This window comes from Comamonas sp. Z1, assembly GCF_008121555.1.
In the GTDB taxonomy this organism is placed as follows: Bacteria; Pseudomonadota; Gammaproteobacteria; order Burkholderiales; family Burkholderiaceae_C; genus Comamonas; species Comamonas thiooxydans.
On record NZ_VOQT01000010.1, the window covers coordinates 157,840 to 173,537 of the forward strand.

The following is a 15,698-nucleotide window of genomic DNA, read 5'->3' on the forward strand; positions in this document are numbered from 1 at the left end:
TCGCGGATGGGATGGGGATTGCACGATGATCTTGAACGTCAAAAGCGCGCGTGCCGAGGCACACGTCAACAGAAAACCGAGAGCCTAGCACCACTGTCCACAGATGCGGCGGCATCGGTTTGTAAAATCCGATTATCCATGACCGCTCCTATCACCCCCACAGTTGGCGTTGCCTGGGCAGATTCTGCCCGCCACGCCGCATTCGACGCCTGGCTGGCACCGCTGGCTCAAAAGCACCAGCTGCTTCCCGCAACCCTGCGCCCCGCTTCGGCCGATGCGAGCTTTCGCCGCTATCTGCGCCTGGATCGCAGCGATGGAAGCAGCCTGATCGTCATGGACGCGCCGCCAGACAAGGAAGATTGCGCGCCTTTTGCCAAGGTTCAGGGCCTGATGAACCAGGCCGGCCTGTGCGTGCCGCAGATCCTGGACTGGGATGCCGTTCATGGCTTCATGCTGCTCAGCGACCTGGGCGGCCAGACCGTCATCGAGGCTCTGAACCCCGAAAAACCCCAGGATGCCGAAGCCTGGTACCGCTCGGCCATCGAGGTGCTGCTGGACTGGCAACTGGCCTCCAAGGCCGGCAATACCGGCAGCTTGCCTCTCTATGACGAGGCCCTGCTGCGCCGCGAGCTGCAGCTGTTTCCCGACTGGTACATCGCCAAGCACCGCCAGTTCACACTGGACGACAAGCAGCAGGCCCTGCTCGGCAAGACCTTCGATCAGATCGTCGCCCACAATCTGCAAGCTCCCAGCGTCTATGTGCACCGTGACTTCATGATGCGCAACCTGATGCAGCCTGTGGCAAGCGGCGCGCCGCTGGGCGTGCTGGACTTCCAGGATGCCGTCTACGGCCCCATCACCTATGACATCGCCAGCCTGCTGCGAGATGCCTTCATCAGCTGGGAAGAGGACTTCATCATCGACATCACCATCCGTTACTGGGAAAAGGCCCGCAAGGCCGGCCTGGTGGGCGCCAACAGCGCCAGCGGCTGGGGTGATGACTTCGGCGAGTTCTACCGTGGGGTTGAATGGATGGGTCTGCAGCGCCACCTCAAGGTTGCGGGTATCTTTGCGCGCCTGACGCTGCGCGACGGCAAGCCCAAGTATCTGGCCGATGCGCCTCGTTTCATCCACTACATCCGATCCACCTGCAACCGCTACCGCGCGCTGGGCCCGTTCCTTAAATTGATCGACGAGATCGAGGGCATCCAGACGCAGGTCGGTTACGCCTACGGAAGAATGTAAATACCCCCTGAGCGGCTTTGCCGCTTCCCCCTCTCTCGCCTTGCTTCGCAATGCGGGAGGGGGACGACGCCCTCGCTGCGGGGCGGCCCTTGCTTGGCGTCCCTGAGGTGATTCAGCGCCAGTTTTGCGAGCTACGGACTCTGCGTGGCACCATGAATCACGAACCCCGAATTTTTCCCTATGCCGCGCTATCACTGCCCTATTCCACTGCACATCGGCAACGAGCTGGACCTGCCTGCAGGTGCCGCCCGCCATGTGCAGGTGCTGCGCCACCAGCCCGGCGATGTCATCACCCTGTTTGAGGGCCAGACCGGCAACGGTTTTACCGGCGGCGAGTTCCAGGCGACCATCACCCACATGGGCCGCAGCGATGTGGGCGTGCGCGTGGACAGCCACAGCCCCGCCGAGCGCGAAGCCGAACGTGTCGTGCACCTGGTCGTCGGCATGCCCGCCAACGAGCGCATGGACTGGCTGGTGGAAAAAGCCACCGAGCTGGGTGTCGCCAGCATCCAGCCCGTGATGGCGGCGCGCAGCGTGCTCAAGCTCAAGGGCGACCGCGCCGACAAGAAGATCGAGCGCTGGCAGTCGATTGCCGTCTCGGCCTGCGAGCAATGCGGTCGCAACCAGGTACCCGTGATTCACGCTCCCCTGCCGCTGGCCGACTGGCTGCGCAGCAAGGATGCCCCTGCCACCGATACGACGCGTCTGGTGCTGTCGCTGCGCGAAGGCAATCAACCGCTGCGTACCGCCGCCGGCGATGCCCAGACAGTCTGGGTGCTGCATGGCCCCGAAGGGGGTCTGACCGCCCAGGAAGAAGACTGGGCACTGGAGCAGGGCTGGAAGCCTGCCAGCCTCGGCTCCCGCGTGCTGCGCGCTGAAACGGCATCTGTTGCCGCCCTGTCCCTGCTGGCCCTGGAGTAAATCAATGAGCAGCTGTCATCTCTCTCTGGCCAAGCCCGAGTTTTATCTGCAGAACTTTCGCGTGGAGGCTCCCGAGCCCAGGCCCGAAAGCATCATCACCCCGCGCCGCCTCGGCTGCATCATCATCAATGCTGCCACAGAGTCCTCTGCAACGCTCTTGGGGCGTACGTTTACAGCTCCCGAAGAAGGAGCACCCGCACTGCCGGTGGAACGGCTGCTGGTGCCGGCCAGCTTCGGTCTGGTGCCGCACTGGGTCAAATCGGCCTCGGACGGCCGCCTGCGCGCGCTCAAGCTGGTGAATGCAAAAATCGACAATCTGACCACGGGAACGGCCTTTCGCGATGCCTGGCTGGCAGGCCAGCGCTGCATCGTGCCGCTGCAGGCCTTTCAGGTCGACGACCTGCGCCCCGGCAAGCCCCTGCCGACCCGTATCACCCGCGTGGACAACCAGCCCATGGGCGCCGCCGGCGTCTGGGCGCGCTGGGTGGGCGAGGACGGCGAGGTCATCGTCAGCTACGCCCTCATCACCATCAATGCCAATGCCCATGCGCTGATGAACCGCTACGGCCAGCCCGGCAACGACAAGGCCATGCCGGCCATCCTCAACGAAGGCGCATACGACGCCTGGCTCAATGCCAAGGTGAACAAGGCCAAGGAGTTTCTGCGCCCCTACCCTGCGGAAAAACTGCGTGCCAACCCCGTGGAAAAAGGCCGCAAGCAGCCGCCACAGCAGTGGTAATCAGGGGGCTGGAAACTGCTGTTCCAGCCACTGCTCGAGCCGCGCAAAAACCGGCGCGGCAAGTTCGGGGCTCTCGTTGAAGATCTCGTGATAGGCCTCCTCAAAGCACTGGGACTGCACCAGATCGCGTGGCGCCTGGGCGGCAAAGGCGGCGCTGCCGGCCGGGTTGACCAGCTTGTCCTCGCCCGCCCATAGCAGCAGCGTGGGCACGCACCAGGCCGTGGCCTTGGACAGCACATGGCGGCCACCCTCGGCCATATAGCGCGCCAGCCGAGCGCTGATGCGCCGGTGCTGCAGTGCATCGGCGTCATAGGCCAGAGCCACATCCGGATCATGCGAGAGATGCGCGGACTGCACGCCATTGGCCACGCGCAGATTGGGCAGCAGCCTGGGCAGGCTCGCCACCAGCGCCTTCTGCACACCCGACAGATGCAGGGCCAGCGCCGGCGAGGACAGCACCAGCCCGTCCACATGACGCAGGCCGGACGCGACAAAATCCGCAGCTACCAGTCCACCCAGGCTGTGCCCCAACAGCACCAGGGGCTGATGCCTGGGCATGGCAGCACGCGTGGCATCGAGCACCACGGCCAGATCGTCGAGCAAGCGCATATCGCTGGTCAGGCCGCCCTGCGGCCCGCCCGACAAGCCGTGGCCGTACTGGTCATAGGCCCGCACCGCAAAGCCGAGCTCGTTGAGCCGCTGCGCCAGCGCGGCATAGCGGCCGCTGTGCTCGCCCAGGCCATGCACCAGCAGCACCTGGGCACGGGGCTTGACGCCCGGCGCCAGCGGCCAGTCGCGCAGCGCGAGCTGGGTGGCGTCCGATGCGGCCATATGCAGCAGCCGGGGCGTCGTCTGGGTACGGGTATCGGTAGGCGTCATGCACGGTCTCTTCAGCAGGCAAGAGCTTGCAGGATGCAGCCGCCCCCCGCCCGCGTCAACCGTGGCAATCCTCGGCCCGCCCTTGGGAATTCAACACTATCGCCACCAAAAGGATAGCTGCCGGCGCTTTCTGGAAAAGCGTCAGCAGCTATTTTCAATGCCGCGATCAGGCCTGGTCCGGCTCCGTCTGATGGCGGGCCATGGCGGCAATCACCTCGGCCACCGACGCCGTGAGCTTCTTGGCATAGGGCACATGGAGGAACTCGTTGGGGCCGTGGGCATTGCTCTTGGGTCCGAGCACGCCGCAGACCATCATCTGCGCCTTGGGAAAGCCCTTGCTCAGCATATTCATCAGCGGAATCGTGCCACCCTGGCCGATATAGCCGCAGCCGGCGCCGAAATGGGCCTGGCTGGCAGCATTGAGCGCATTCTCGAACCAGCCGTCCATGCCCGGCGCATTCCAGCCGCTGGAGCTGGAAAGGCCTTCCCAGGTCACCCTGGCCTCATAGGGCGCGTTGTCCTCCAGCAGGGCCTTCATCTCCTGCACGCAGGCTGCGGCATCGACCAGCGGCGGCAGGCGCAGGCTGAGCTTGAAGGCCGTGTAGGGGCGCAGCACATTGCCGGCGTTTTGCAGATTGGGCATGCCCTCCACACCGGTCACGCTCAGCGTGGGCTCCCAGGTGCGGCGCACCAGAGCCTGGACGGGATCGGTGGTCGTGGGCAGGGACACACGGGCCGAGCCGCCGCAGTCGTAATGCGCCCAGGGAAAGCGCGCATAAGCGTCCTCGCCGAGGATCTCCGCCGTGGCGCGGATCTGCGCCATGCGCTCGGCCGGCACCTCGCAGTGAAAGCTCTGCGGCAGCACGCGGCCATTCTTGCTGTCCTCGAGACGATCCAGCACCTGGCGCATGATGCGAAAGGACGAGGGCACCACACCCGAGGCATCGCCCGAGTGCACGCCCTCGGTGAGTATCTGCACCTTGAGCGTGCCGCTGGCCATGCCGCGCAGGCTGGTGGTCAGCCACAGCTGGTCGTAGTTGCCGGCGCCGCTGTCCAGACAGATCACCAGGCCCACATCGCCCAGACGCGGGCGCAAGGCATCCACATAGGGCAGCAGATCGGCCGAGCCGCTTTCCTCGCAGGTCTCGATGATGGCCACGATGCGGGGGTGAGGCACGTTCTGGCGCTTGAGCTCCTGAATCGCCGCCACGCTGGCATAGACCGCATAGCCGTCGTCGGCGCCGCCACGCCCGTAGAGCTTGCCGTCCTCGTACTTGGGCGTCCAGGGGCCCAGATCGCTGCGCCAGCCTTCGAACTCGGGCTGCTTGTCGAGGTGGCCGTACATCAGCACCGTGGGGCTGCTCGAGGCCTTCTCGGCCGTGCCTTCCACCTCGAAGAAGATGACCGGCGTGCGACCCGGCTGCTGAATCACTTCCAGTGTCAGCCCGGCCACTTTTTGCGCTTCCACCCAGGTCGCAGCGTTGCGCAACACGGTGGCGATATGGCCTTGCTGCTCCCAGTCGGGGGCAAACATAGGCGACTTGGCAGGGATGGTGATGTAGTTGGTCAGCTCGGGGACGATGCTCTGGTCCCACTGCTCGGTGATGTGCTGCAGCGCATCCTCTGGCTGCAGCAGATTGGTGGGAGTACGTGCGTTCATGGTCGGCTCCTTCAGTGACGGGGCTACGAGCCATGACGGGCTCGCGCCATGCCCGTGATTGTGCGCCAATGCAGGTGCCTGCGCCTCAGGCATTGACATGGTGGATCAGGGTTTAGTGCAATGCCGGCGCCCCACGCTCCAACTGGAAGCGGGAAACCTCTCTCAACAGGCTTTCGGCCTGTTGGCGCAGCCCCTCGGCAGCGGCTGCGCTTTCCTCCACCAGGGCAGCGTTTTGCTGCGTGGCCTGGTCCATCTGCATGACAGCCTCGCCGACCTGGGCCACACCTGCGCTCTGCTCGCTACTCGCTGCGCTGATCTCGCCCATGATGTCCGTCACACGGTGAATGGCACTGACGATCTCGTCCATGGTGCGACCTGCCTGGTCGGCCAGCGCACTGCCGTCTGCCACGCGTTCCACGCTGGCAGTGATCAACGTCTTGATTTCCTTGGCCGCATCGGCGCTGCGCCCCGCCAGGGCGCGCACCTCGCTGGCCACCACGGCAAATCCTCGGCCCTGTTCACCGGCGCGTGCAGCCTCCACAGCCGCGTTCAGTGCCAGGATATTGGTCTGGAAGGCGATGGCGTCTATGACGCCGATGATGTCGGCAATGCGCGAGCTGCTGGTGTTGATGTCCTGCATGGTCTGTACAACGCGCGCCACCACGGCACCGCCCTGCCGGGCCACTTGCGAGGCGTTCTGTGCCAACTGATTGGCCGTCTGGGCGCTATCGGCGTTCTGGCGCACGGTGGCGTTGAGCTGCTCCATGCTGGCCGCCGTTTCCTCCAGCGCACTGGCCTGGCTTTCGGTACGCGCAGACAGGTCGGCATTGCCCTGGGCAATCTCGCTGGATGCATGTTGCATCTGCACCGATGCACCGTGCACGCGCTGGACCAGTTCGCGCAGCGCGCCGCGCATGGTTTGCAGATCGGACATCAGGCCCCGGGCCATGCTGCCCGAGCCCCCATCGGTCAGATCGCCATCGGCCACGCGGCGCAACGCCTTGCGCGCATCGGCCGGGTCTCCGCCCAACTCGCTGCGCAGCGTGCGCACCATCACCCAGAGCAGCGCGGCCGAGATGACCACGGCCAGCAGGGCCAGCAGACCCGACCACAGCTGCATGCGCTGGGCGCTGGCACGGGTGGCTGCATGCGATGCTTCGGCCGCATCGCGGGCCGCCTTGAGCTGTTGCAGCACGGCTTCGCGCAGCTTGCGCCAGGCCGGGGTTTCCCGAGTCTTGAGCGCGGCTGCGGCGGTGTCATAGTCCTCGGCCGCCAGAGTCACGATCTGGTCCTGCGCTTCGGACTGGGCCTGGCGCAAGGCCTGCAGGCTCTTGACGGCGACTTCCATGGCCGTTCCCTGCACGCGCCGGCTCAGATCGTCATAGGCGGCGTCATAGGCCCGACGGGCATTGCCCAGGTTCTGCACGGCCTGCCCGTCCGACGGATCCATCACGATATTGCGCAGTGCCTGGCCCGATTGCAGACCCTGGGCATACAGCTCCTGCAACTGCGCCACCACGGCTTGGTTGTTCCTCAGGTAGTCGTTGAAATCGGACTGTGTGCGGGTCAGCCCCCACTGGCTGCTGAGCAGCGCCAAAACAAACAAGGCTGCAGGTGCAGCCGAGCAAAAAATGAGACGGGAACTAAAACGCATGGCAAGGCGCGCACCAGCCGAAGCGTCGGCGCATTGATTCAGATCAAAAAAATAAGCAGTTGATTATGAATCAAATGCTTACATTTTTGCATCGCGGTAGCAGCAGCACCGCTTTGTCGCAGGAGCGCTGCCCTCTCAGATTTAAGAGCTTCCGGCTCGTGTCAGACAATGAATTCGACGTGAATCAATACCCGATTCATTGCCAATGAATCGTAATTAGCTACTGTTTCAAGAGCAGCAATCAGGCATGCTCGAAGTGGAACACCGCCGTTGTCGCCAACAGATTGGGCAGGCTCCTCACCACCTGACCGTTTTGCAGACCGAAGGAGTCGCGAATGCGCAGGCGGTTCTTGGTGGCCAGCACCTCGAAGTCCTTGTAGGTGCCCACCCGGATATTCGGCGTGTCATACCACTGGTAAGGCAGGCGACGCGTGACCGGCATGCGCCCGCGCAGCACGGAAAAGCGATTTTGCCAATGTGCAAAGTTGGGAAAGGCAACCACGCCTTGCTTGCCGATGCGGGCCGTCTCCTGCAACATCACCTCGGCATTGCGCAAATGCTGCAGCGTGTCGATCTGCAGCACCACATCGAAGCTGTTGTCGCCGAAGATGGCCAGGCCGTCCTCCAGATTGAGCTGCAGCACGTTCACGCCGCGGCGCGTGCAGGCCAGCACATTGGCGTCGTCCAGTTCCACGCCATAGCCCGTACATCCGCGCTCTCGCACCAGATGCTCGAGCAGCGCGCCGTCGCCACAACCCAGGTCCAGCACGCGTGCGCCCTCGGGCACCAACTGGGCAATGGCTTTCATGGTGGTCAACTCGGTCATGCGGCTTCTCCTGCGCGTTCGGCGGTGTTCAGTTCTTTGGCAATGCCTTCAAAATAGGAGCGCATCACGCCCATATAGCGTGGGTCATCAAGCAAAAACGCATCATGACCATGGGGGGCGTCGATCTCGGCATAGCTGACGTCGCGGTTGTTCTCCAGCAGCGACTTGACGATCTCTCGGCTGCGCGCCGGTGCGAAGCGCCAGTCCGTCGTGAAGCTCACGAGCAGAAACCGGGCCTTGGCCACGGCCAGCGCCCGGGTCAGATCGCCGTCATGAGCGCGCGCCGGATCGAAATAGTCCAGTGCGCGCGTGATGAGCAGATAGGTGTTGGCGTCAAAGTAGCCGCTGAACTTCTCGCCCTGGTAGCGCAGATAGCTCTCGATCTGGAACTCCACATCCTGGGTGCTGTACAGGTAATCGCGCCGCTCCGGCGCCGGGCCGCCCCGAGTCAGGTCAGCCCCCTCGGCGAGGAGCGCGGGGGCCCTGAGACTGCGGCCGAACTTCTGGTTCATCACGTCATCGCTCAGGTAGGTGATGTGGCCTATCATGCGCGCGATGCGCAGGCCGCGCGCGGGCACCACGCCATGCTCATAGAAATGGCCGCCGTTGAAATCCGGATCAGTGACGATGGCGCGACGCGCCACCTCGTTGAAGGCAATGTTCTCGGCGTTCAGATTCGGCGCGCTGGCCACCACCACGGCATGGCGCATGCGCTCGGGATGGCGCAGCGACCAGGACAGGGCCTGCATGCCGCCCAGGCTGCCGCCCAGCACGGCGGCGAGCTTCCCGACCCCCAGGCGGTCCAGCAGACGCGCCTGCGCATCCACCCAGTCCTCCACCGTCACCACGGGGAAATCCGCACCATAGGGCTTGCCCGTGGCCGAGTTGGTGTGCATGGGGCCGGTAGAGCCGAAGCAGGAGCCCAGATTGTTGATGCCGATGACAAAGAACTTGTCGGTATCGACGGGCTTGCCCGGACCGATCATGTTGTCCCACCAGCCCTCGCTCTTGGGCTGGCCCTCGTAGCTGCCTGCTACATGGTGGGAGGCATTGAGCGCATGACAGACCACGATGGCATTGCTCTTGTCGGCATTGAGCTGGCCATAGGTCTCGAAGGCAAGATCGTAATCGGCGATGGAGCCACCGCTCTGCAAGGGCAGCGGCTCATCAAAATGCATGAACTGAGGTGTCGCGATGAAGGACATATGAAAAAACCCGGCATCGCTAAAAACGAGGCCGGGTCGGTGTACTGTCACTTCGCGGACGGGTCTTTAGCTGGATTTATAAAGCGCCCGCAAGCTTTGGCAAATCGGCGCGTGAAAGTGCAGTGTACTGCATTCATTGCACCGAACTCAAAAGCAGACTGTCAAAGCTGTCCAAGCCTTTTGAGCCTTGTGCAAATAGCTATGCTTTCGGTAGTTTCACACTTTGGTCAGGAGCGCCGCCACACCCAGCACCAGGAAGATCACGGCGCACACACGGTGAATCGTCTTGATCGGCAGCTTCTTGGTGATCTTCTCGCCAAACCACACCACCGGTGCATTGGCCAGCATCATGCCCAGCGTGGTGCCAGCCACCACCCAGTAATACGACAGAGGGTACTTGGCGGCCAGGCCCACCGTGGCCAGTTGGGTCTTGTCCCCCATCTCGGCCAGGAAGAACAGCATCAGCGTCGTACCGAAGACACCCCAACGCCCGGCGCCATTGCCGGTATCGTCATCGTCTAACTTGTCGGGAATCAGCATCCAGCCCGCCATGAGGATGAATGAAACTCCCAAGATCCAGCGCAGCACGTCGGGACCTAGCATCGTGGTGATCCAGTTGCCCACGGCGCCGGCCAGAGCATGGTTGACCAGCGTCGCGGCAAAAATGCCGGCCACGATGGGCAGTGGTTTGCGGAACTTGGCTGCCAGTACCAATGACAGCAGTTGGGTCTTGTCCCCCATTTCGGCCAAGGCGACGATGGAGGTGGATATGAAAAAGGCTTCCATGATGGGGATAGACGGCCGGAGTTGCCAGAACGCATTGACCACGCACCGACTCCGGCCTATCTCTTCATAGGTTTTCTCGGTACGTAATCAATGGTCTCGACCGGTCGCACCACGCATTGCACGCGGTACCGCATGCGCCATAGGTCACGAGGACCCAAGTCTGTTGACGCATGCATCCGGCAGACGGCTGCCGAACGGCCTACTCCCCAAAGAAAGTAGCCGTCATTCTACATGCTTAACCCTGTAAGACATCTGCGTATTTGGATATTCAAAATTTTGTATTTCAGGGTAACTCCCATCAGGACAATGTTGTTACAAGCACGAAATTTGATCTTTTCGTAATACTACGGCTTCTCTTGTGACTCATAATGCTTGAGTCTTTGTCTGGAAAGCAATTTCTGGATGGGGCAAGTGCGTTAGCGTCTCTAATGTTGTCATCCAAGGCTGACTCCCTAGGGCTCCATCGCGTTTTCAAGTTTTTTCAGGAGTCCAGCATGGGCAACAAGCTTTACGTAGGCAATCTGCCTTATTCCTTCCGCGACCAAGATCTGCAAGACAGCTTCAGCGAATTCGGCACTGTGAACAGCGCCAAGGTGATGATGGAGCGCGACACCGGCCGTTCCAAGGGCTTTGGCTTTGTGGAAATGGGCAGCGATGCCGAAGCACAAGCCGCTATCCAAGGCCTGCACGGCCAAAACCGTGGCGGCCGTGATCTGGTCGTGAACGAAGCACGCCCCATGGAGCCTCGTCCTCCCCGCTCCGGCGGCTTCGGCGGCGGCTTCGGCGGCGGTCGTGAAGGTGGTTTTGGCGGTGGCCGTGGTGACGGCGGCTTCGGCGGTGGCCGTGGCGACGGCGGCTACGGCCGTCGCAATAGCTACTAATCAGTTATTGCCAATAACAAAAAAAGGATCTTCGGATCCTTTTTTTGTTGCTAAACGTTAGCAATGCGGTTTTCGAGCATTTATTTTTTTCATTGTTCTCCGTCATAATTCCTTTCTCGGGCATTTCCCGTTCACAAGCGAATAGGTGTTCAGGATTTTTTGCATGTTTTCCCATGGATATGCAGTGGACGTCCTGAATTCGATCGCGCCATTGAAGCATTGAGGAGCTAGGAGTTATTAATGGGCAATAAGCTGTATGTCGGCAACCTTCCTTATGGTGTGCGTGACAACGATCTTGAGCAGGCGTTCAGCCAGTTTGGAGCCGTAGCAAGTGCACGCGTCATGATGGAACGAGACACCGGCCGCTCCAAAGGCTTTGGTTTTGTGGAAATGGCCAGCGAAGCAGAAGCACAAGCCGCCATTCAAGGCATGAATGGTCAGCCCCTCGGGGGTCGCAGCCTCGTCGTGAATGAGGCACGCCCTATGGAACCCCGCCCCCCTCGCTCCGGCGGTTATGGAGGCGGCTTCCGCAGTGAAGGCGGTTTTGGCGGCGGTAATCGCGATGGCGGTTACGGTGGCCGCAGTGAAGGTGGTGGCTATGGTCGCGGTGATGGCGGCGGCTATGGCGGTGGTGGTCGCGGCGAAGGCGGCTTCCGCAGCCCCTATGGCTCAGGCCCACGCCACGGTGGTCGCGGCGGCTACGGTGGAGGCAATAACCACGGCGAATGAGCTTCTTTTAACAGCTCAGCAATAAAGGCACGATAGCGTGCCTTTATTTATTTTTGAAGACATTCAAATGCATAGTCATTTCCCAATGTCTTCCACTCAATCCTTTTTTAGATGCCTGGGCTTTCTGGTTTTTCCCAGAGTCAATCTATCCCACAGATAAGCGGGCAGCACCCGCATTACGCCGCCGACAATCCTCATCTGCCAGGGAATAATCGCATATCTGGCTTTGCGCTCTATAACCCGAAAGGCACGCCTTGCGAACTCCTCGGGCGAGAGCAGAAAAGGCATGGAATACGGATTATTTTTCGTCAACGGAGTGTCCACATAGCCAGGCAATAAACTGGTCACAGAGACCCCGGATTTCTGCAACTCAACACGCAGACTCTCACAGTAAGCAATGGCGGCCGCTTTACTGGCCGAATATGCGGCATGGCCGGGCAGGCCGCGAATACCAGCCACACTGCAAATACCCACCAGACGCCCGGAGCCGCGTCGCACCATGGGTGCAATAAACGGCTGAAAGCTTGCAGCCAACCCCATGGTGTTGCTGGCCAGCACCTGCTGCATGACCTCAAGATCCTCGCGCAAGGAGGTATCCACACCCCAGCTGACTCCCGCGTTGGCAATAACAACATCAGGCAGGCCCTGGCGCTCCAGACAGGCATTCGCAGCACTGCAAGCACTTGCTATGTTCGTGACATCCGCGCCATAAACGGCGTAGCGGGATGCATCCATTCGCATGGACTGCGCCCATTGCTCCATGAGCACGGTGCGTCTTGCCACCAGTGCGATCGACCAGCCACGCTGATAGTAATACCAGGCCAGGGCCTGCCCAATGCCGCTGGAGGCACCGGTGATATAGACGAGTCCGGCCCCATGCCCTGCCATGATTTACGGCTTCTGGCTGGGCTGGATGACGCCCTTGACCCGCCCCTGCATCTGCAGAATCTGATCAAGGTGCGCGTACTGCATGCTGTCACCGGTAAATCTGTCGTTGCCACGGGTCATGACCACAGCTTTGTTGGTGCTGACGCGTTCGTCATTGGGCCAGATTTGCAGGAACTCGCTCTCCAGCCGCATGGCAGGCAAGGCCTTCTGGGTTGCAGTTGCAGGCACCGGCTCGCGCTGAATGACGGCCTGGCCGAACATCTGGATTTCCGAGCCGTCGCCATTGCTCAATGCCCGGTTGGAGCTGCCCACGGTCCTGCGTCCATCAGGCGTGAAGCTCAGCATGCGTGCGTCGTAGACTTCCAGCGTATCGGTATCGGGAAAGTGCTCACCTGTCGCGCCATTCAGGCGATTTTTGAGGCGGCCCGATGCTTCGAAATTCTTGATGACGAAGTCTTTGAGGAAATAGTCCGGGTCGTGCCGCACGGCCTTCTCCGCGCCACTGACAATCGGCTTGGGAGCATTGCGCACCAGCCACCAGGTGCCCAGCGCCAGCAGACCCATGATGAGCACGGGGAGGTACATCGAGGCCTTGTCGCCCACACGGCGCCATTGCCCGCTCATGAGCCATACCCCGAAAGCAGCGCCGCATAAGCACCATTGGCGGCCAGCAGCAGATCGCAGAACTGCCGCACCGCCCCCTCTCCGCCATTCTTGGCACTGACCCAGTCCGCCACATGCGATGCCTCGTCATGGGCATTGGCGGGTGCGCAGGAAAAGTGGCTGCGACGCATGACGGGAAGATCGGGCCAGTCGTCCCCCATGGCGGCGGCCTGCGGCCATTGCAGACCCAGTTCAGCCAGGATGGACTCGGCAGCCGGCACTTTGTCCTCCGTGCCAAAGCGCGCATGTTCAATGCCCAGTTGCTTCAAGCGCAAGCGCAGCGGCGCAGAGTCTCGCCCCGTCACCACGGCCGGCGTGATGCCGGCGTTTTGCAACATTTTCAGGCCATGACCATCCAGCGTATGGAAGCGCTTGAGGACCTCACCCTCACCCGAGAAGTAAAGGCCGCCGTCGGTCAGCACGCCATCCACATCGAAGAAGGCCACACGAATTCCCTGGGCCTTGAGCAGCAACTGTGGGTCCCATTGCTGGCGGGGTGTCAGAGCAGGTCGGTTCATCAAATCACCTTGGCACGCATCAGATCGCGAATATGCACCACACCCTGCAGGCGCTGATTGTCATCGGCCACCAGCACTGCGGTAATGCCATGCTCTTCCATCATGCGTGCCGCAGCCACCGCCAGCAGATCGGGCTTGATCGTCAGAGGCCTGGCATGCATGACGTCCTGCGCCGTGCGGCTGCGCAGATCCACGCCAGCCTCCACACAGCGGCGCAAATCACCATCGGTAAAGATCCCCACCAGCTCACCGGATGCGTTGACCACGGCGGAGCAGCCCAGGCCCTTGGCACTCATTTCGCGCATCAGGTCCACGCTGCTCACATCCTGGGCAACCTGGGGCACATCGACACCACGGCGCATTACATCGCGCACATGAGTCAGCAGGCGTCGCCCCAATGCTCCTCCGGGGTGTGAGCGCGCAAAATCCTCGGCACCAAAGCCCCGGGCATCGAGCAAGGCCACGGCCAGCGCATCTCCCATGGCCAGCTGAGCCGTGGTACTGGCAGTGGGTGCCAGGTTCAAGGGACAAGCTTCCTTGTCGACATGGGTGTCCAGCACCCAGTCTGCATGCTTGGCCAGTGTCGATTGCAGACCGCCGGTCACGGCCACCAGGGGCACGCCCATGCGCTTGATGGCAGGCAACACGCCCGTCAGCTCATCGGTCTCGCCGCTATTGGACAGGGCCAGCACCAGATCATCCTGTGTCAGCATGCCCAGGTCGCCATGACTGGCTTCTGCGGGGTGCACGAAAAAGGAGGGAGTCCCTGTGGACGCGAGCGTCGCGGCCACCTTCCGGCCCACATGCCCGCTTTTGCCCATGCCCATGACCACCACACGGCCCGGCAGCTGCAGAATGCGCTGAACCACCGCCGTGAATGCGCCATTGAGGCGCACCGACATCGCACGCAAGGCAGCGGCCTCTATATCCAGGGCCTCGCGGGCCAGGTTCAAAGCTCGCGGTGCGTCGATCAGACGCGAATTGGCAGCATCAGAATTCATGCCCGGATTTTAGCCAGCCCATGCTTGCCGGGCAGCGGGCAACACCCCTTTGGCCCGCATTTCAAGCCCGAGCCCATACACTGGCGAGCATTCAAGAACTCAGGCGGACACATGCAAACTTCCACCAGCGTCAACGACTATCTGCGTGACCATATCCGCACCGTGCCGGACTGGCCTGCGCCGGGCGTGCAATTCCGTGACATCACGCCCCTGCTGCAGGACCCCAAGGTCTTTCGCATCATGACCGATGCCTTTGTTCACCGTTACATGGACCCCAAGCTGCGCCCCGACGTGGTTGCCGGCCTGGATGCACGCGGATTTATTCTGGGTGCCGTGATCGCTCACGAGCTCAACGTCGGCTTTGTGCCCATCCGCAAAAAAGGCAAACTGCCCTTCACCACGGTGGAGGAAACCTATGAGCTCGAATACGGTAGCGCTACCGTGGAGCTGCACACCGATGCCGTCAAGTCCGGCGACCGTGTGCTGCTGATTGACGATTTGATCGCCACCGGCGGCACCATGATGGCCGGCAAGAAACTGCTGGAAAAGCTGGGGGCTACCGTGGTGGAAGGCGCAGCGATTGTGGATCTGCCGGAACTGGGCGGCTCCAAGCACCTCAAAGACAGCGGCCTGCCCCTGTTCACTCTGGTGGACTTTGCCGGGCACTGAGCAGCCCCGCAACAGCCCTGGATCAGCGCAGCTCTCCGTACTGCGTCGTGCCCAGAGAGCCCAGTCCGGAGACGGCAAATTCGCCGCCTTCCTCATGGCCAGAGCCAGGGCCCAGCAATGGAGCCTGGCGTGATGGACGAACACTCGCAGGCGATGCAGCAGCCATGGCCACCGCCTGCTTGAACGCATCCATTTCCTGCGCGTCAATGGGCTCGAAAGAGCGGCCTGAATGTGCCGCAACCGGAGCATGGCGTGGCGCCTTCATCGGGGGTACGGCCCCGTCAAACTGCGTCTGCGCAAAATCAGGGCTAGCAGAAATACTGTTCAGATACGAAGCACCGGCACTGGCTGATGCCGCAAATGGAGCGCTGCGCCGCGATGCCGAACATTGAAGTTGCTCATCTTGCGCTTGACGCCGCGCGGGTTCAGGCGCC

Annotated in this window: 17 protein-coding genes; 6 read left to right on the forward strand and 11 right to left on the reverse strand. The window is 62.0% G+C overall.

Translation table 11 applies throughout. The features are described 5' to 3' along the window. Nucleotides 1–138 precede the first annotated feature (138 nt). The 3 genes from FSY45_RS18005 to FSY45_RS18015 all read left to right on the forward strand — a co-directional run bounded on the left by FSY45_RS18005 (nt 139) and on the right by FSY45_RS18015 (nt 2,905). Entirely contained in the window at nt 139–1,245 is a 1,107-nt protein-coding gene (locus FSY45_RS18005; protein ID WP_012840315.1) for an aminoglycoside phosphotransferase family protein, read from the forward strand. Between the two features lie 180 nt (nt 1,246–1,425). Then, a complete protein-coding gene (locus FSY45_RS18010; protein WP_003066878.1) occupies nt 1,426–2,166 on the forward strand; it encodes a 16S rRNA (uracil(1498)-N(3))-methyltransferase in 741 nt (246 codons plus the stop codon). A gap of 4 nt (nt 2,167–2,170) precedes the next feature. After that, entirely contained in the window at nt 2,171–2,905 is a 735-nt protein-coding gene (locus tag FSY45_RS18015) for an SOS response-associated peptidase (protein ID WP_003066875.1), read from the forward strand. On the opposite strand, the gene FSY45_RS18020 is transcribed toward FSY45_RS18015, so the two are convergent. The 6 genes from FSY45_RS18020 to FSY45_RS18045 form a co-directional block, all read right to left on the reverse strand. Continuing rightward, entirely contained in the window at nt 2,906–3,784 is an 879-nt protein-coding gene (locus tag FSY45_RS18020) for an alpha/beta hydrolase (protein ID WP_012840318.1), read from the reverse strand. Nucleotides 3,785–3,950: 166 nt separating this feature from the next. Further along, nucleotides 3,951–5,444: a M20 family metallopeptidase gene (locus FSY45_RS18025; RefSeq protein ID WP_003066868.1), complete on the reverse strand. Its 1,494-nt coding sequence runs from the start codon at nt 5,442–5,444 to the stop codon at nt 3,951–3,953. Between the two features lie 112 nt (nt 5,445–5,556). After that, complete coding sequence (locus tag FSY45_RS18030; protein WP_046460414.1) at nt 5,557–7,098, reverse strand: methyl-accepting chemotaxis protein; 1,542 nt, start codon at nt 7,096–7,098, stop codon at nt 5,557–5,559. Between the two features lie 241 nt (nt 7,099–7,339). Next, nucleotides 7,340–7,924, reverse strand: coding sequence for a methionine biosynthesis protein MetW (gene metW / locus FSY45_RS18035; protein WP_003066861.1), 585 nt, complete (start codon nt 7,922–7,924; stop codon nt 7,340–7,342). Further along, nucleotides 7,921–9,129, reverse strand: a complete 1,209-nt coding sequence (locus FSY45_RS18040) for a homoserine O-acetyltransferase (RefSeq protein ID WP_046460413.1) — start codon at nt 9,127–9,129, stop codon at nt 7,921–7,923. The genes metW and FSY45_RS18040 overlap by 4 nt, the downstream gene beginning before the upstream one ends. Before the next feature lie 216 nt (nt 9,130–9,345). Next, nucleotides 9,346–9,915 (reverse strand): TMEM165/GDT1 family protein, encoded by a 570-nt coding sequence (locus FSY45_RS18045; RefSeq protein WP_046460412.1) that lies wholly within the window; start codon nt 9,913–9,915, stop codon nt 9,346–9,348. 494 nt (nt 9,916–10,409) lie between these two features. Here FSY45_RS18045 and FSY45_RS18050 point away from each other — a divergent pair, with 494 nt between their 5' ends. Both FSY45_RS18050 and FSY45_RS18055 read left to right on the forward strand, forming a co-directional pair. Then, nucleotides 10,410–10,796 (forward strand): RNA-binding protein, encoded by a 387-nt coding sequence (locus FSY45_RS18050; protein WP_003066853.1) that lies wholly within the window; start codon nt 10,410–10,412, stop codon nt 10,794–10,796. A gap of 240 nt (nt 10,797–11,036) precedes the next feature. Beyond that, entirely contained in the window at nt 11,037–11,525 is a 489-nt protein-coding gene (locus tag FSY45_RS18055; protein ID WP_003066850.1) for an RNA-binding protein, read from the forward strand. 96 nt (nt 11,526–11,621) lie between these two features. Here the strand turns inward: FSY45_RS18055 and FSY45_RS18060 are convergent, their stop codons facing one another. The 4 genes from FSY45_RS18060 to FSY45_RS18075 are packed head-to-tail and all read right to left on the reverse strand — an operon-like array spanning nt 11,622 to nt 14,595. Beyond that, the gene (locus FSY45_RS18060; RefSeq protein ID WP_003066849.1) at nt 11,622–12,413 is read right to left on the reverse strand and encodes an SDR family oxidoreductase; all 792 of its coding nucleotides are present in this window, start codon (nt 12,411–12,413) and stop codon (nt 11,622–11,624) included. Between the two features lie 3 nt (nt 12,414–12,416). Next, nucleotides 12,417–13,037, reverse strand: coding sequence for an LPS export ABC transporter periplasmic protein LptC (gene lptC / locus FSY45_RS18065; RefSeq protein ID WP_003066847.1), 621 nt, complete (start codon nt 13,035–13,037; stop codon nt 12,417–12,419). Beyond that, the gene (locus tag FSY45_RS18070; RefSeq protein ID WP_046460411.1) at nt 13,034–13,594 is read right to left on the reverse strand and encodes an HAD family hydrolase; all 561 of its coding nucleotides are present in this window, start codon (nt 13,592–13,594) and stop codon (nt 13,034–13,036) included. Before FSY45_RS18070 ends, lptC begins: the two co-directional genes overlap by 4 nt. Continuing rightward, a complete protein-coding gene (locus FSY45_RS18075; protein ID WP_003066843.1) occupies nt 13,594–14,595 on the reverse strand; it encodes an SIS domain-containing protein in 1,002 nt (333 codons plus the stop codon). The genes FSY45_RS18070 and FSY45_RS18075 overlap by 1 nt, the downstream gene beginning before the upstream one ends. A 111-nt stretch (nt 14,596–14,706) precedes the next feature. Between FSY45_RS18075 and FSY45_RS18080 the strand changes: the two genes are divergently transcribed. Further along, complete coding sequence (locus FSY45_RS18080) at nt 14,707–15,264, forward strand: adenine phosphoribosyltransferase (protein WP_003066840.1); 558 nt, start codon at nt 14,707–14,709, stop codon at nt 15,262–15,264. A 22-nt stretch (nt 15,265–15,286) separates the two neighbouring features. Here FSY45_RS18080 and FSY45_RS18085 read toward each other — a convergent pair whose 3' ends face one another. Continuing rightward, on the reverse strand, nt 15,287–15,529 hold the full coding sequence (locus tag FSY45_RS18085) for a hypothetical protein (protein WP_255443348.1): 243 nt from the start codon (nt 15,527–15,529) through the stop codon (nt 15,287–15,289). Nucleotides 15,530–15,698: the final 169 nt, after the last annotated feature.

Coding starts and splice junctions, on each gene's coding strand:
- FSY45_RS18005 (WP_012840315.1), top strand. CDS start 139: ATGACCGCTCCTATCACCCCCACAGTTGGCGTTGCCTGGGCAGATTCT.
- FSY45_RS18010 (WP_003066878.1), top strand. CDS start 1,426: ATGCCGCGCTATCACTGCCCTATTCCACTGCACATCGGCAACGAGCTG.
- FSY45_RS18015 (WP_003066875.1), top strand. CDS start 2,171: ATGAGCAGCTGTCATCTCTCTCTGGCCAAGCCCGAGTTTTATCTGCAG.
- FSY45_RS18020 (WP_012840318.1), bottom strand. CDS start 3,784: ATGACGCCTACCGATACCCGTACCCAGACGACGCCCCGGCTGCTGCAT.
- FSY45_RS18025 (WP_003066868.1), bottom strand. CDS start 5,444: ATGAACGCACGTACTCCCACCAATCTGCTGCAGCCAGAGGATGCGCTG.
- FSY45_RS18030 (WP_046460414.1), bottom strand. CDS start 7,098: ATGCGTTTTAGTTCCCGTCTCATTTTTTGCTCGGCTGCACCTGCAGCC.
- metW (WP_003066861.1), bottom strand. CDS start 7,924: ATGACCGAGTTGACCACCATGAAAGCCATTGCCCAGTTGGTGCCCGAG.
- FSY45_RS18040 (WP_046460413.1), bottom strand. CDS start 9,129: ATGTCCTTCATCGCGACACCTCAGTTCATGCATTTTGATGAGCCGCTG.
- FSY45_RS18045 (WP_046460412.1), bottom strand. CDS start 9,915: ATGGAAGCCTTTTTCATATCCACCTCCATCGTCGCCTTGGCCGAAATG.
- FSY45_RS18050 (WP_003066853.1), top strand. CDS start 10,410: ATGGGCAACAAGCTTTACGTAGGCAATCTGCCTTATTCCTTCCGCGAC.
- FSY45_RS18055 (WP_003066850.1), top strand. CDS start 11,037: ATGGGCAATAAGCTGTATGTCGGCAACCTTCCTTATGGTGTGCGTGAC.
- FSY45_RS18060 (WP_003066849.1), bottom strand. CDS start 12,413: ATGGCAGGGCATGGGGCCGGACTCGTCTATATCACCGGTGCCTCCAGC.
- lptC (WP_003066847.1), bottom strand. CDS start 13,037: ATGAGCGGGCAATGGCGCCGTGTGGGCGACAAGGCCTCGATGTACCTC.
- FSY45_RS18070 (WP_046460411.1), bottom strand. CDS start 13,594: ATGAACCGACCTGCTCTGACACCCCGCCAGCAATGGGACCCACAGTTG.
- FSY45_RS18075 (WP_003066843.1), bottom strand. CDS start 14,595: ATGAATTCTGATGCTGCCAATTCGCGTCTGATCGACGCACCGCGAGCT.
- FSY45_RS18080 (WP_003066840.1), top strand. CDS start 14,707: ATGCAAACTTCCACCAGCGTCAACGACTATCTGCGTGACCATATCCGC.
- FSY45_RS18085 (WP_255443348.1), bottom strand. CDS start 15,529: ATGAAGGCGCCACGCCATGCTCCGGTTGCGGCACATTCAGGCCGCTCT.